Annotated in this window: 16 protein-coding genes and 1 other annotated feature; of the genes, 8 read left to right on the top strand and 8 right to left on the bottom strand. The window is 52.3% G+C overall.

Annotation, left to right across the window (positions count from 1 at the left end):
- Positions 1 to 18: 18 nt before the first annotated feature.
- The 3 genes from EVJ28_RS03695 to EVJ28_RS03685 all read right to left on the bottom strand — a co-directional run bounded on the left by EVJ28_RS03695 (position 19) and on the right by EVJ28_RS03685 (position 1,943).
- Positions 19 to 543, bottom strand: coding sequence for a GNAT family N-acetyltransferase (locus EVJ28_RS03695; RefSeq protein WP_131469330.1), 525 nt, complete (start codon positions 541 to 543; stop codon positions 19 to 21).
- 49 nt (positions 544 to 592) lie between these two features.
- Positions 593 to 1,477 carry a diacylglycerol/lipid kinase family protein gene (locus tag EVJ28_RS03690; protein WP_201738353.1) on the bottom strand — a complete coding sequence of 295 codons (885 nt, stop codon included), beginning with the start codon at positions 1,475 to 1,477 and terminating at the stop codon, positions 593 to 595.
- Between the two features lie 91 nt (positions 1,478 to 1,568).
- Positions 1,569 to 1,943, bottom strand: coding sequence for a hypothetical protein (locus EVJ28_RS03685; RefSeq protein ID WP_131457899.1), 375 nt, complete (start codon positions 1,941 to 1,943; stop codon positions 1,569 to 1,571).
- A gap of 159 nt (positions 1,944 to 2,102) precedes the next feature.
- On the opposite strand from EVJ28_RS03685, the gene EVJ28_RS03680 reads away from it, so the two are divergent.
- The 4 genes from EVJ28_RS03680 to EVJ28_RS03665 all read left to right on the top strand — a co-directional run bounded on the left by EVJ28_RS03680 (position 2,103) and on the right by EVJ28_RS03665 (position 5,978).
- Positions 2,103 to 2,534, top strand: a complete 432-nt coding sequence (locus EVJ28_RS03680) for a MarR family winged helix-turn-helix transcriptional regulator (protein ID WP_016509745.1) — start codon at positions 2,103 to 2,105, stop codon at positions 2,532 to 2,534.
- Positions 2,535 to 2,652: 118 nt separating this feature from the next.
- Complete coding sequence (locus tag EVJ28_RS03675) at positions 2,653 to 3,288, top strand: FMN-dependent NADH-azoreductase (RefSeq protein ID WP_131457898.1); 636 nt, start codon at positions 2,653 to 2,655, stop codon at positions 3,286 to 3,288.
- A 78-nt stretch (positions 3,289 to 3,366) separates the two neighbouring features.
- Positions 3,367 to 4,044 carry a uracil-DNA glycosylase gene (locus EVJ28_RS03670; protein ID WP_201738354.1) on the top strand — a complete coding sequence of 226 codons (678 nt, stop codon included), beginning with the start codon at positions 3,367 to 3,369 and terminating at the stop codon, positions 4,042 to 4,044.
- Between the two features lie 123 nt (positions 4,045 to 4,167).
- Positions 4,168 to 4,362 (top strand) — a binding site (T-box leader).
- A 53-nt stretch (positions 4,363 to 4,415) separates the two neighbouring features.
- Positions 4,416 to 5,978 (top strand): aromatic amino acid hydroxylase, encoded by a 1,563-nt coding sequence (locus EVJ28_RS03665; RefSeq protein WP_131457896.1) that lies wholly within the window; start codon positions 4,416 to 4,418, stop codon positions 5,976 to 5,978.
- A 39-nt stretch (positions 5,979 to 6,017) separates the two neighbouring features.
- Here the strand turns inward: EVJ28_RS03665 and EVJ28_RS03660 are convergent, their stop codons facing one another.
- Entirely contained in the window at positions 6,018 to 7,007 is a 990-nt protein-coding gene (locus EVJ28_RS03660; RefSeq protein WP_131469029.1) for an alpha/beta hydrolase, read from the bottom strand.
- Positions 7,008 to 7,042: 35 nt separating this feature from the next.
- Positions 7,043 to 7,864 carry a Cof-type HAD-IIB family hydrolase gene (locus EVJ28_RS03655; protein WP_131469031.1) on the bottom strand — a complete coding sequence of 274 codons (822 nt, stop codon included), beginning with the start codon at positions 7,862 to 7,864 and terminating at the stop codon, positions 7,043 to 7,045.
- Between the two features lie 125 nt (positions 7,865 to 7,989).
- On the opposite strand from EVJ28_RS03655, the gene EVJ28_RS03650 reads away from it, so the two are divergent.
- From EVJ28_RS03650 to EVJ28_RS03635, 4 genes are all read left to right on the top strand, one after another.
- Positions 7,990 to 8,682: a response regulator transcription factor gene (locus EVJ28_RS03650; RefSeq protein WP_131457893.1), complete on the top strand. Its 693-nt coding sequence runs from the start codon at positions 7,990 to 7,992 to the stop codon at positions 8,680 to 8,682.
- A complete protein-coding gene (locus EVJ28_RS03645; protein WP_131457892.1) occupies positions 8,679 to 10,058 on the top strand; it encodes a sensor histidine kinase in 1,380 nt (459 codons plus the stop codon). Before EVJ28_RS03650 ends, EVJ28_RS03645 begins: the two co-directional genes overlap by 4 nt.
- 65 nt (positions 10,059 to 10,123) lie before the next feature.
- A complete protein-coding gene (locus EVJ28_RS03640; protein ID WP_131457891.1) occupies positions 10,124 to 10,489 on the top strand; it encodes a DUF1499 domain-containing protein in 366 nt (121 codons plus the stop codon).
- Positions 10,486 to 11,910, top strand: a complete 1,425-nt coding sequence (locus EVJ28_RS03635; protein WP_131488028.1) for a dihydrolipoyl dehydrogenase family protein — start codon at positions 10,486 to 10,488, stop codon at positions 11,908 to 11,910. The genes EVJ28_RS03640 and EVJ28_RS03635 overlap by 4 nt, the downstream gene beginning before the upstream one ends.
- A gap of 35 nt (positions 11,911 to 11,945) precedes the next feature.
- Here the strand turns inward: EVJ28_RS03635 and EVJ28_RS03630 are convergent, their stop codons facing one another.
- The 3 genes from EVJ28_RS03630 to EVJ28_RS03620 form a co-directional block, all read right to left on the bottom strand.
- Positions 11,946 to 12,722 (bottom strand): flagellar motor protein MotB, encoded by a 777-nt coding sequence (locus EVJ28_RS03630; RefSeq protein ID WP_070329181.1) that lies wholly within the window; start codon positions 12,720 to 12,722, stop codon positions 11,946 to 11,948.
- Positions 12,700 to 13,482, bottom strand: coding sequence for a flagellar motor stator protein MotA (gene motA / locus EVJ28_RS03625; RefSeq protein WP_070329182.1), 783 nt, complete (start codon positions 13,480 to 13,482; stop codon positions 12,700 to 12,702). Before motA ends, EVJ28_RS03630 begins: the two co-directional genes overlap by 23 nt.
- Positions 13,483 to 13,567: 85 nt before the next feature.
- On the bottom strand, positions 13,568 to 13,819 hold the full coding sequence (locus EVJ28_RS03620) for a hypothetical protein (RefSeq protein ID WP_236634029.1): 252 nt from the start codon (positions 13,817 to 13,819) through the stop codon (positions 13,568 to 13,570).
- Positions 13,820 to 13,871 lie beyond the last annotated feature (52 nt).

Raw genomic sequence — 13,871 nt, 5'->3', positions numbered from 1 at the left:
GCTTGAGGAAGGTCTTTGTCATGTCAGTCGCTTTTCCATGCGGATATCAGGCCAAAATTGTTCGTTCCAGTACGTGAACGCATCGATGCGCGCAATTTCTTCATAGCCGAGCTTCTTATAAAGATGGTGTGCCGCCTCGTTGAACCCGAACACGCCGAGCTCGATGCGCGGCGTGCCTTGGTGACGAAGCCGTTCCTCCAAAAGTCGGAGTGCCTCGCTGCCCGCACCCTTGCCGCGACCCGCCGCTTCCCCGATGACGAGTCCGAGCCAGGCACTCCCTGGTTCTTGAACGTATAGATGGTTTGCGTCATACATCACGTTCACCTCGCCGACGAGCCTGTCGTCAGCGTAAATGAGAAAGATATCGTGTGTCTGAAGTCGATCCGTCAAGTCGGCGACGGTCATCCGTTGCTCGGCCGCAAGTTCTTCTTCCGAGCGAGCAGGGCGGATCAAATGAACGATTTCAGGATCGTTGTTCCACCGGTTGAACGTCTGGACGATGTCGTCTGACGCTTCGAGCAGCGGAACGAGTGTGATGTTCATCGAACGATCTCTCCTTTCTCGATCAAGCCTTCTGTGCCGAGGCGAGAGATTAGACTGGTTTCAGCACTTGGAGATGGCTTGGGAGCACTTCAAACGTAAGCGGGAGTTTCCCGCCCGTGTCCCCATCGGCGTTGACCGGAAGCGAATCAGGCGAATCGATATACACCCGCTTCGTCTGGAATGCGGTCACACTGTCTGTTTCTTTAAGCTTGCCGGTAAATAAGGCCGGGGCGAGCTGGAAGGCGTCTGTGAAACCGAGATTCTCAAACAAGTAGACGTGAAGCAGACCATCGTTCAACTTCGCATCAGGCTCGAAGTTTTCAAAGCCGCCGACCGAGTTCGTCAGCGCGATGACGGCGAGAAAAGCGTCCCCGTCGAACGTATGCTCTTCGGCCTGAACTGATAACGAGTAAGGACTGTGTTCCCGGAACGCTTTGATACCTTCGATCAAGTAGGCGAACGGGCCCCATTTCGTCTTCTCTTCGACGCTGACTTCATCGACCGCCTCAGCGATGAGGCCGATGGCGATGACGTTCATGAAGTAGCCGTGTTCATACTTCCCAATGTCCATCGGTGTCGGTTTTGCCGTTCGCAGCGCTTCAATCGCTTCTTTCGGGTCGCTCGGTACGCCGAGAGCCCGTGCCAAATCGTTCACCGTTCCGAGCGGGATGATTCCAAAGTCAGGACGATGATCGGCTTCGGCGAGACCGGCCACCGTCTCGTTCAACGTGCCGTCGCCGCCCATGGCGACGACGGCTTTATATTGTTTCGACGCCGCTTCTCGTGCGAAGTGTGTGGCGTCGTCGGCTTTTTCAGTAAAACGGATGTCGACGTTTCCGTAACGTTCGCGCAGCACTTCTTCAGCGAACGGCGCGTGCTCTTTCCCTAATTCTTTCCCAGACGATGGGTTGACGATCAACATAGCTGTATCCATTCAAGACATTCCCCTTTATCAGTCAGATATTGTCCTATATTCCCGTCCGTACTCGAACCTAGTCATCAAAAAAACAACGCGCGTGCGTTGTTTAGTAATGGCGGAACGCCGACATATCGAGATGGCTCGCATCGGATTCGTCGACGGCGAGTTCGATTTTCAAATATTCGTGGAAAGGCGAATCATACGCTCCCATGCAGGCGACCGGTTCATGGCCGGGTACGGGCGATTTTCGTTTCGTCTTGACGAACAGGTAGTCTTCGCGCGCCAACGTCAACAAGAAACGCTCGACTGCGTGCGGTTCGCGCGTGACGTTCGGCCATGGCAAGTGGTTGAACAGTAAAAAGACCGCGCCTTCTTTTTCAAGGGCATAGTCAGGGGCGATGCCTTCCCGGTTCAACAACTCGATGACCGAACTCAAATAGCCTGCTTTAATCGTCAATGAAATCTCATAATACTCACGCATACCGTCCACCCTTTCTAAAAATCACAATAGTTCTATTCTAAACGTTTCAAGGAGACGCGACAACGGAGAAGTTTCTTGACGAAGTGTTTTTAGCGACGTATACTGCTCATGTCCTGCTATACTAAAGGTAAATGATGAACGAATTGAGGTGAAACCGACATGATTGAATCACTCGAATTGAAGGCATGGGTCGTCTTAGCAAGAGCGATGGACGCAATCAGTGATCGTGTCAAAGACGATCTTAGACGCCACCAATTGAATTCAACAGAGTTCGGTGTTCTATCCGTATTGTATAAACGAGGAGATACGCCGCTGCAACAAATCGGTGATCAAATTTTGATCACGAGTGGCAGCGTCACGTATGTGATCGACAAGCTTGAGAAGCGAGGGCTCATCGAGCGCGTCGCCTGTCCGTCAGACCGTCGTGTCACGTATGCATCGTTGACAGGCGAAGGCAAGCAATTGATGGACGTCGTCTATCCTGAGCATATTGAAATCTTCAAAGATATTTATGGACCGCTCAGCGAACAAGAGACCGAGACGTTGATCGATTTATTGAAACGCGTCGGCTACAACGCGGCAGGCAAATAACGCCTGCCTGTTTTTTTGTCAATTATCTTGAAGTTGAAATAATTGACGGTGAGATATACAGATGATATAGTTTTAACTGTTGTTATCAAAATAGAGATTACCAGTGGAGGAACCCATTATGAATAAAGTATTATACGTATCAGCTAACCCAAAACCGACAGAATTGTCATACAGCAAACAAGTTGCCGAGGCGTTCATGACGAAACTTCAACAAGAGAACGCATCGTTTGAAGTCGAAGCAATCGAGCTTTACGATGTCGACGTCCAAGAAATCGATGGCGACGTGTTAAGCGCTTGGGGAAAATTCGCGTCTGGTGAAGCACTCACAGACGTCGAAGCTTCAAAAGTCGCGACGATGAACGGCATGCTCGAGAAGTTCATGGAAGCAGACCTTTACGTGTTCGCGACGCCGATGTGGAACTTCTTCTTCCCAGCACGCATGAAGATGTTCCTCGATAGCGTCCTCTCAGCTGGCAAGACGTTCCGTTACACAGAGCAAGGGCCAGTCGGTCTCCTTGAGAACAAACAAGCGATTCACATTCAAGGCACAGGCGGCATCTACACAGGTACAGACCTCAACTTTGCAGACGCGTACCTCCGTCAAGCGCTTGCGTTCGTCGGCGTGAACGAAGTAACGACACTTGCGGTTGAAGGAATGAACCAGTTCCCAGACAAGATCGAAGACATCGTTGCTGACGCGACAGCGAAAGCAGAAGCACTTGCGAAAGAAGTAGCAGGCACAGTCATAGTATAATCATCGGACGAGTCCACTGGGCTCGTCTTTTTGTGTGCCATCGATTCGGGTATGATAAGACGGAAAGGGGCGAATCGAATGGAAGAACAGTTATCAGACCGCTTGCTCGGCGACTGGAGCGACATCATTGAAGCGGAGATGGAGCAGCCGTACTTCGTTGACTTGAAAGCGTTCGTCGATGAGGCGTACACGACGACGACCGTCTATCCGCCACGGGAAGACATTTGGAACGCGTTCGTCTACACGAAGTTTAAAGACGTCAAATGTGTCATCCTCGGCCAAGACCCGTATCACGGTCCGAATCAGGCGCACGGACTCAGCTTCTCGGTCCAAGACGGTGTCCGTTTTCCACCATCGCTGCGCAACATCTTTCAAGAGTTGCATGAAGACTTGGGTTGTAGCGTGCCGAAGAGCGGGAATTTAGAGAACTGGGCCCGCCAAGGCGTATTGTTGCTCAACACGGCGCTCACGGTCGAAGCGAGTAAGGCCGGATCACACCGCGGACAAGGATGGGTTCAGTTCACGGACTCGATCATCGAGCAACTCGGGAAGCGTGAGCAACCGATCGTGTTTATTCTTTGGGGAAACGATGCCAAAAAGAAACAAAAGCTGATCGGGCCGCAGCACGCGATCTTGACATCGGTCCACCCGAGTCCGCTGTCGGCACACCGCGGCTTCTTCGGATCCCGTCCGTTCTCGCAAGTGAACGATTTGCTGAAACAGTGGGGACAGCCTGAAATTGATTGGTGTTTGTGACAGTTCGCAGTTGCGGACTGTTTTTTTGTTGACGTCGACAAAACGATTTGGTAAAGTTACAACCAACAAGATACTTTAACGCTTAAAAGCAAGTTCGCATAGAAGCATAACTGCATAACAGTAACAAAAGCGATGATCAAACCGAAGTAGAGACATCTTCCCTGGCCCAGAGAGCGTGTGGTGCTGCGAACACGCCCAAAAGATGAATCGAATTACAGTTTGTGAGCTCTCACATGTGAGCGGTCCCCCGTTATCGGATTAGAGTGACTAGACAACGTCTAGTAATCAGGGTGGTACCGCGGCTAAGTCGTCCCTATCGAGTGAATCGATAGGGACTTTTTGACGTCCAGTAGACAAAAGGAGGAAATATCATGCTCACACAATCAATCCCACGCCACTTGGCGCCTCATATCTCGCCCCAGTTTTACAACGAGTACACACCGACCGATCACGCGGTGTGGCGCTTCGTATTACGGCTCAATTTGCATACGCTCGAAGGCAAGGCCCATCCGTTCTACATCGAAGGGTTGAAAAAGACAGGCATGGGACCAGAACGCCTCCCGGACGTCGAAAAAATGACCGCCGAGATGCGAGCGGCCGGTTGGTCGACGGTCGCGGTCGACGGATTGATTCCTGGCGTCGCGTTCTTTGACTTCCAAGGGAACGGGATGTTACCGGTCGCGACCGACATCCGGAAAGTCGAGAACATCTTGTACAGCCCGGCACCAGACATTATCCATGAGGCGGCCGGTCACGCGCCGATGCTGATGGACCCTGAGTTTTCTAAAATCGTGAAACGGTTCGGTCAACTTGGCGCGAAAGCGTTCATGAATCGTGAGGAACACGCCTCGTTCGCGGCACTCAAACGACTGACGATCGTGAAAGAGAATGCCAACTCGACGGAAGCGGATGTCAAAGCCGCCTTAGAAGCGCTGCATGAAGCGAAAGCGCAAGTGACGGGCTTCTCCGAAGCGCAGCAAGTGGCACGTATCTTTTGGTGGACGGTCGAGTTCGGACTGATCGGCGACATCGAGCGCCCGCTCATTTACGGGGCCGGACTGTTGTCTTCGGTCGGCGAGAGCCGTCACTGCCTGACCGACGCCGTCACGAAACATCCGTTCAACCTCGAGCATGCGCTAGAGACGAAACAGGATGTGACGAATATGCAAAGTGAACTGTTCGTCATCCCTGACTTCGAGGCGTTGACGGATGCGCTCGATGAACTCGAATCACGGATGGCCGTCCACACGGGCGGAATCGCATCGCTTGAGAAGGCGCTCGCCTCAGGAAGTCAATCGACGATCCGACTCGAAGATGGGACCGACCGTGTCGGAACGGTTCGACACGTGACGAACACGGGCCGAGTTGCCCTCGTTCAATGGGGGGACTGCGTGAAAGTTGACCACGGCCAGCTTCGCAATTGGAGCAATCACGGACTACTCGTTTTAGATGGACCAATCCAAGAAGCGCTCGCGGAAGCGGACGTTCGCCTCGATGGTCGCATCGTCAGCGAGACGACAGACGCGATCACGCTAGAAGACGTGAGCGTGCACATCGACGGCAAACAAATCGAGCTCGCGACGCTTGAAGTGAGACACGATTCGTTACCGTCGATCTTCCCGGGCACGGACGTCGAAGAGCTCGTCGTCCTAGAGAAACCGGTTCAAATCGAACGGGACGCCCGGACGTGGACGGAAGACGACCCGCTCTTCAATCGCATCCGGCTCATGCGTGAACAAGGGGAGTCGATCGACGCTCTCGTCCCGATGGTCCTCTCGGAGCATGCGGACGCCTGGTTGGCTCAGATTGAATGCTTGGAACTCGTTCAGTCAGACGAGCTTCGTCAAGCACTCATCGACCGGCTACAAGCGTTACGGAAAACTTCAGACTCTCGCAACGAGCTGATTGGCCGCGCAATGGATTTGCTCAAATAACGCAAACAACCCCGACTTTTTTCAAAGTCGGGGTTGTTTTTATTTGGTCGTTTCGCGCAAGAACGTGATCAAGCGACGATACGTTGAGCTGGCTGCTGGTTGATCCATCTCGAAGTGATAGCTGTTTCCGAGTTCGTATTCGTCTCGATTATAGAAGACGCTCGTCACATCAGTCCGTCCGGAGAGAATTGTCGCGAACTCTTTCGCTTGCGTCTCGAACGACCCCGTGTTCCCGTCGGTGATGAACGTCGGGACGAACGTGGCCGGGATGTTGACGAGAGGGGACGCTTCGGTGACGACGGGGAGGTTCTCCCAATTGTACGTCCCGAAGTAGGCCCAACCGATCCGCTTGAACAAGAAACGGTTGACGGCTTTCGAAGACTCGAGAATCGTCCGTTTCAAATCATACGGGCCAGACAAGAGAACCGCGCCGAGGATCGAGTCTTGCGGGACGACTTGATTCACTTCGGCTGACGGTGCATAGTCATCGTTCAGTTGAATCCCGATGAATTGGGCGACGAGCTGCGCTCCGTTCGAGTCTCCGGCGAAGAAGACGCGGTCGAGATCGAGTCGGAAGCGATCGTTGTTGTCGGTAATATACGTGTACGCCTCTTCGATTTGCTGGAGCGGCACCGGATACGTGACGTCCGGGGCGAGGGCGTAGTTGATGCTGACGACGTTGTAGCCGTTGCTTGCAATCGACGTCGCATACTTGAACACATCAGCCTTATCACCGCCAACGAACGAGCCACCGTGCACCCAAAAAATCGTCGGGACGACATGCTTATCGCCTTCATAGCGAATCAAATCGAACGTCCCGTTCTCGTAGGCAGAATAGTAATCGATGTCTTTACGGACCGACGTCTTTTGAACGACTTCGTCGAATCCTTTGATCGCGACTTCCTTGCCTCCAGTAAATGAAGTTTTGACGAGACGGGACGCAGGCTTCGGTGACAAGAAGACGTAGGCGGCACCGGCGACGGCCGTTCCGACTAGTCCGAGTCCAGCTCGTTTCAATCCTTTATTCATCGTGATTCCTCCTTGGTTCAAACACAGTTTGTCACTTAACGAGTCGTAACGACACTGCTCATGTACGTCTCGATGACGTGGGCGATCCCATCTTCATTGTTTGACTTCGTGATGAAGTCAGCTTTCCCTTTGACTGTGGCGTTGGCGTTGCCCATGGCGACACCGAGTCCGGCCCATTCGATCATCGTCAAGTCGTTGTTGCCGTCTCCGCAAGCGATGACGTGTGCTTGGTCGATTCCGACGTGGTCAGCCAAAAAGGCGAGACTCGTCCCTTTCGTCACACCGGCTTCCGTGAACTCGAGGAAGAACGGTTTCGAACGGGCGACGGCGAGCTTGCCTTCGAGCTCGAGTTGCAGCTTCGTCTCGATTGGAGCGAGCGTGTCGCCATCGCCGAGCATGAGGCATTTGACGACAGGGGTCGTGACGGTTTCTTTGAAATCGTTGACGTGGATGACCGGCATGCCCGTCAATTCGCCTTCGATATCGGTATACGGGTTCGGCTGATCGGTTACGATTTCGTTACCGATGTACGTATGAATCGCGATTTCCTCCCGGACACTGATATCATGGAGGTGGGCGACTGTGTCCGGCATTAACGTGCTCGAGAAGATTTCTTCATTTGTTTCACAATTGATGATTGAAGCACCGTTGAATGACAAGATGTAACTACCATATTTGGCGAGCTCAAGCTCACGGGCCGCTGCCCACATGGCGTACGTCGGACGTCCGCTTGCTAAAACGACTTTATGGCCGCGTTCTTGGACGTCAAGCAACGCCGCTTTCGTGACAGGGGAAATCGTGTGGTCGCTCGTGAGGAGCGTATCGTCCATATCTAAAACAATCATGTTATAACTCATAGTGGTAAGGAGTCCTCCTTTAGAATCTAATGACTCCATCCTAATACGATTTGAGGTCAATTGACAACCTTGTCGCAAAAACGTAACTATAATGTAGAGTAGTGAACTCCAGAAGAGGTGGAAATATGAATCGGATATTAGTAGCCGAAGATGAGCATGCGATTCGCAGCTTTATCATCGTAAATTTAAAACGAGCCGGATTTGATGTCTTTGAGGCGACGAACGGCCGTGAAGCGGTCACCGCATTCGATCGTGAACCGTTCGATATCGTCTTGCTAGACGTCATGATGCCTGAGATGGACGGCTTTGAAGCGTGCGCCGCGATTCGTGACTTAGACGAGAACGTCGGGATCATCATGTTGACGGCACGCACGCTTGAAGAAGATAAAATCGAAGGTCTCGGGAAAGGGGCGGACGACTATATCGCCAAGCCGTTCAGCCCGGGCGAGCTCATCGCGCGCATTCATGCGCTCCTGCGACGCGTTGAAAAAGTGAAGCGCAAAGAGAAGAAACGTCTCAAGTCAGGACCGTTCGCCATCGACTTGGCGGCGAAACAAGTGACGAAATACGGACAATCGATCGATTTGACGCCGACCGAATATGACTTGATCTGTCATCTCGTCCAAAACGAAGAAGTCGTCTTATCACGCGACGCACTTCTTGACGCGGTTTGGGGCATCAACTACTTTGGGGACCGGAAGACGGTGGACGTCAACATTCGCCGCTTACGGCAAAAGATTGAAGACGACCCGAGCCATCCGGCTTATATCGAGACGCTATGGGGGCATGGCTATAAGTGGCGGAGACATGACGGATGAGACAACAGCTCGTCATCCGCATGATGATTGTCGTGACACTCGTGCTCTTACTGCTCGTAAGCGTCCTGTCGTACGGTACGTACCGTTATTACTACGAGTATGAGTCCGATGCGTTGGTCAGCCATGCGACGACAAGCGCTTATTTGTATCCACAGGCACAAGTCGGATTTGAGACACCGAGCGCGTTCTCGGTTCTCGTCCGGACGTTCGGGTATCCGGGTACCGATTTGACGATGGTCGACCGCTCTGGCGCGATTATAAAAACAACCGGACAGCGAGCACAACAAGCGTCGTATACACCTGAGCAGCTCGAGCGTCTCGCTAGAGGCGAGTCGGTCGTCCAAGACTATGACGTGAGCGAGGAGCACTTTCTGTCGGTGACGAGCCCGATCATGACCGAGGGGACGAGCGAGTTCGCCATCAGTTTCACGCGTCCGCTCGCAGACTTAGACACGCTCATCCGCGAGATTTGGATGGCGGTCCTCATGATCGGTGTCTTGATTTGGCTCGTGGCGCTATACGCGGTCATCCGAATCGCGGACCGATTCGTCCGTCCGATCCGCGAGATTATTGAGACGGCTGACGAGATGGCGCAAGGTGATTTCGACGTCGAGGTATATTCGAACGAGAAGCACGAGCTCGGGGCGCTTGCCCGGACGCTGACTTACTTAGGCGCTAAAGTGCAACAGCACCAATCGACGCGCAACGAATTCTTGTCGAACGTCTCCCATGAGCTTAGGACACCGCTCACTTCCATCAAAGGCTGGACTGAGACGATCCGAGGCGGGGACGAACAACTGTCAGACGAGACAGAGCTCGGTCTGAGTATCATTCATTCGGAGACCGAGCGCATGATCGGTCTCGTCGAGCAATTGCTCGACTACACGAAAATCGAGGAGAGTCGTCTCGTGCTCTATCGTCAAGAACTCGATCTCGTCTCACTGTTACGTAAAGTAACGATTCAACTGAAACAATCGCTTGAAGATAAGCAGATTACGTTGATCGAGCGCTACCCGGCCAAGTCGGTCGGTCTATTCGATGAGAACCGGCTCAAGCAAGTATTCTTAAACTTACTTGAAAACGCGATCCGGTTCTCACCAGTCGGCGGGACGCTCACGGTTCGCTTCGTCCAGTCGGAGCGGGTCGCCTTCATCTCGATTATCGATCAAGGACCTGGCATCTCGAAAGAACACTTGCAGCGCATCACGGAAATGTTCTATCAAGCGCAAGTGACGAAAGGAAGCAGCGGCCTCGGCCTTGCGATCGCTAAGGAGTTGATCGAGGCGCATGAAGGGAAACTTGTCATCGAAAGTGAAGTCAGACAAGGGACGACTGTGACAGTTCTGTTACCGCTCGACCCGAGCGAACTGCAATAAAAGGGTTAAACCTTCCGAATTCAGGATACATACAATTGTATGTAGAATGAGGGAGGTTTTTTGTCTTGGCCGCAAAAACATTGAAACCGTTGAAAGGAAGTCCGAATGCCGTATCGACACAAACGTCGATCAAAGCGCTGCACATGGACCCGCTTCCGTATGGAAAAGACCGCAATCAAACGGTCGAAACCATCAAAATGGTGATGGGGCAGCTGCCTCGGACTGAACTTGCCGAAGAGACGACGGACACGCTCCATTACGTCGTCTCTTCGAAACTGATGCGTTTTAAAGATGATGTGGAATTTTTATTTGACGATGAAGCGAGACAAGTAGAATTTCGTTCTGCTTCACGACTCGGTCATTCCGACTTCGGTGTGAACCGGAAACGGATGGACGACGTAAGCAAACGATATCGGAGGTTGATGGGATGAAGGACTATCAGTTGATTGTAATCGGGGGAGGCGCGGCCGGGATGACGGTAGCAGCCGGTGCCGCGAATTTAGGTGTGAAAGTCGCACTCATTGAGAAGAAAAAACATCTAGGCGGCGATTGTCTCCACGTCGGCTGTATCCCGTCGAAGGCGCTCATCGCAGCCTCGAAAGATGCGAGTTCGATGATGCAGGCCGCACGTGTGCTCGGAGCCGAGTTTGACGGGCGCGATCATTATAAGACGACGAAGGCACGAGTCGACAAAGCGCGGGCGATCATTCAAGAACACGATGGGACGGAGCGTTTCGAAAAGATCGGGGTCGATGTGTACATCGGGGAAGCGTCGTTCCAAAGCCCGTACGAACTGAAAGTCGGTGACGATTTACTGATCGGTAAAAAGTTCGTCATCGCGACCGGGTCGAAACCGACCGTCCCGCCAATCGATGGATTGGACAGCGTTTCCTACTTAACGAATGAAAACGTGTTTGAAGAAGAGACGCTCCCCGAGAGCATCATCGTTATCGGGGCTGGTACGGTCGGGCTTGAGCTGGCGCAGTCGTTCGCACGGCTCGGTAGCCAAGTGACCGTGCTCGAGGCACAAGACACGTTCTTACCGAAAGAAGACGAGTCTGTCAGTGCGTTGCTCCGCTCACAGCTTGAGATGGCGCTGCATCTAGAAATCGGTGTCAAGGTCAAACAGATTGCTGAAGTGGCAGGACGCATCAAAGTCACAGCCGAAGTCGATGGGGAAACTGTCGAGTATGAGGCGGGAAAACTGCTCATGGCGACAGGACGTGTTCCACGCATCGAAGAACTTCGCCTTGATCGGGCGAAAGTCGACGTGAAAGATGGCTATGTCGATGTGACGTCGACGTATCGGACGTCACAGTCCCACATCTTCGCCATCGGAGATACGATCAAGACGTTACCGTTCACACATGCGGCCGGCGAAGAAGGCAAGGCGGTCGTCGCCAACGCCTTATTCGGGCTATGGAACAAGGTCGATTACAGCAAGATGCCTTGGATCACGTTTACCGACCCGGAAGTGTTCCATGTCGGATTGACCGAGGCCGAGGCGCGTGAGCGTCACGGGGATGACATCGAAATCTTTGAGGCGAAGCTGTCCGAAGTCGATCGGTTCGTCGCCGATCGCCAAGAGACAGGCTTCGTCAAAATCATCACCCGGAAGAACGGCAAGATTCTCGGAGGACACGCGGTCGGGATGACGGCTGGCGATTGGATGCAGATCGTCGTCTATGCGATGCAACGCGGCGATAAGATCGGCAAGTTGTCACGTATGATCTATCCGTATCCTTCGCGGAGTGAGGCCGTTAAGAAAGCGGCCGATCTATACTGGCGGAAGCGGCTCTTCGAGAGCCCGCTCACCGAGCTCGCCCGAAAATATTTTGAATGGACACGTTAACAAAAAGCCCACTCTGTCGCAGAGTGGGCTTTTCGTCATGGTAAGACAAGCGTTTCGATCATTTTTGGTGAACCTTCTGATAAGTCGACGAGCGGCTTGATCAATACTTCGACACGGCGATTTTTGGAACGGCCGGCGTCCGTTTCGTTCGTCGCAATCGGCTTATATTCCCCGTAGCTTGCGAGCGTGAACTGATTCGGATTGAGCGACTCATTCGTCAACAGGCCTCGCATGAACGCAGTCGCTCGGGCTGAACTGAGTTCCCAGTTCGACGGGAAACGAGCCGTATTGATCGGCACGTTATCGGTATGACCGGACACAACGATTTCTCGATTCCCGGCTTGTTCGAGAATGCCGCTGATCGACTGGGCGACCGTGCGGGCGTCAGCGTCGAGTGTCGCTTCCCCCATGCTGAACAAAGCCCGGTCTTGGATCGTCAGAACGAGCCCACTTGAGTTGATGGTCGCCTCGATTTCGTCTTCTAATCCATTTTTCTTAATGTACTGATTCACTTCTTCTTTTAACTCGTCGAGTTTGGCCAGCTCATACGTCCGCGGATTGGCGGTCGTATCTGTCTTGTCCGTTCGGCTAATGTCACTGTTTGACGCCGTTGAGGCTTGGAAAACACTCGTGCCTCCTGAGAACACCTGATTGAACGATTGAGACATCTTATTGAGCTTCGTCTGGTCGACGTTACTTGAGGCGAACAACACGATAAACAAAGCGAGAAGTAACGTCAGCAGGTCGGCGTAAGGGATGAGCCAGCCTTCCGGGATGTGTTCTTCATGATCATGCTTCTTTTTGCGCTTCATAGTTCGCTCGCTCCTTTGGAGACAAATACACGGCCAACTTATCTTCTAACGTCTTTGGTGACTCTCCGCCTTGAATCGACAAAATTCCTTCGATCATCATTTCCTTGACGACGACCTCACTTTTCGAATACTGCTTCAACTTGTTGGCAAACGGGAACCAAAGAACATATCCACTGAAAATCCCGAACAGCGTCGCGACAAAGGCGGCGGAGATGGCGTAGCCGAGTTTATCAATATCGGATAAGTCTTTTAGTGCGGCGACGAGCCCGATGACGGCTCCAAGTACACCGAGCGTCGGAGCGTACGTGCCTGCTTGCGTGAATACATCAGCGTTCGCTTTATGGCGTATTTCCATATTCTCGATATCACGCGACATCACTTCGGCGATATATTCAGACGGTTGACCGTCGATGACCATCATCATGCCTTGTTTCAAAAACGGTTCTTCGACTTGCTCGAGTGCCGTCTCGAGTGACAGCAGGCCTTCTTTACGTGCCTGCGTCGACAGGTCGACGAATTGCGTCAACAAACCAGATTTGCTTGGCAGTTCTTGTTTTTTGAATAAGATCTTAAATAGTTGGGGTACCGTCTGTAGCTGTTCTTTCGAAACGGCGATACTGACCGCGGCCGCCGTCCCGACAAAAATAATGACGAGCGCCGCAGGGTTGATCAGCGGAGCGACCCCCGCTCCTTTCAAAATCATCCCTCCGATTAACGTAAAGAAACCGAGTAAAAGTCCGACTAAAGTGACGACATCCATGTCTATGTTTTCCACCTTTCTAAAAAAAGAGAGATATAAAAAAAGCGAGAGACTTAACTCGTCTCCCGCAAATGCGTTCCGATGGTTAAGCGCCGTTTTCGTCAATCAGCAGTTGGATGCTGATATTTCGTTCTTCACGCTCTATATCGGTTAGCACATCGTATTTTTTTAATAATGCGTACAATTGATTCATAACTTCTTGATCAAGTGACCAATTCAACAGTTCTTCGAGCTGGAAATAGAGATGGGCGGGCATACATTGTGATTGACGCTCCAACCTTCGCGAGACATCCTTTAGCGAATGATCTACCGTACTAGGGTCCACGGTTTCATTCAACCTCCTCAATATTCATAAAGTCTATCTCCCATATTACCAAAAAAATATAGGA

This window comes from Exiguobacterium sp. SH3S3 (genome assembly GCF_004337115.1).
Taxonomy (GTDB): domain Bacteria; phylum Bacillota; class Bacilli; order Exiguobacteriales; family Exiguobacteriaceae; genus Exiguobacterium; species Exiguobacterium aurantiacum_A.
The sequence above is the reverse complement of the archived record's forward strand: the minus strand, read 5'-3'. Positions and strand labels throughout refer to the sequence as shown.

Coding starts and splice junctions, on each gene's coding strand:
- EVJ28_RS03695 (WP_131469330.1), bottom strand. CDS start 543: ATGAACATCACACTCGTTCCGCTGCTCGAAGCGTCAGACGACATCGTC.
- EVJ28_RS03690 (WP_201738353.1), bottom strand. CDS start 1,477: ATGGATACAGCTATGTTGATCGTCAACCCATCGTCTGGGAAAGAATTA.
- EVJ28_RS03685 (WP_131457899.1), bottom strand. CDS start 1,943: ATGCGTGAGTATTATGAGATTTCATTGACGATTAAAGCAGGCTATTTG.
- EVJ28_RS03680 (WP_016509745.1), top strand. CDS start 2,103: ATGATTGAATCACTCGAATTGAAGGCATGGGTCGTCTTAGCAAGAGCG.
- EVJ28_RS03675 (WP_131457898.1), top strand. CDS start 2,653: ATGAATAAAGTATTATACGTATCAGCTAACCCAAAACCGACAGAATTG.
- EVJ28_RS03670 (WP_201738354.1), top strand. CDS start 3,367: ATGGAAGAACAGTTATCAGACCGCTTGCTCGGCGACTGGAGCGACATC.
- EVJ28_RS03665 (WP_131457896.1), top strand. CDS start 4,416: ATGCTCACACAATCAATCCCACGCCACTTGGCGCCTCATATCTCGCCC.
- EVJ28_RS03660 (WP_131469029.1), bottom strand. CDS start 7,007: ATGAATAAAGGATTGAAACGAGCTGGACTCGGACTAGTCGGAACGGCC.
- EVJ28_RS03655 (WP_131469031.1), bottom strand. CDS start 7,864: ATGAGTTATAACATGATTGTTTTAGATATGGACGATACGCTCCTCACG.
- EVJ28_RS03650 (WP_131457893.1), top strand. CDS start 7,990: ATGAATCGGATATTAGTAGCCGAAGATGAGCATGCGATTCGCAGCTTT.
- EVJ28_RS03645 (WP_131457892.1), top strand. CDS start 8,679: ATGAGACAACAGCTCGTCATCCGCATGATGATTGTCGTGACACTCGTG.
- EVJ28_RS03635 (WP_131488028.1), top strand. CDS start 10,486: ATGAAGGACTATCAGTTGATTGTAATCGGGGGAGGCGCGGCCGGGATG.
- EVJ28_RS03630 (WP_070329181.1), bottom strand. CDS start 12,722: ATGAAGCGCAAAAAGAAGCATGATCATGAAGAACACATCCCGGAAGGC.
- motA (WP_070329182.1), bottom strand. CDS start 13,482: ATGGATGTCGTCACTTTAGTCGGACTTTTACTCGGTTTCTTTACGTTA.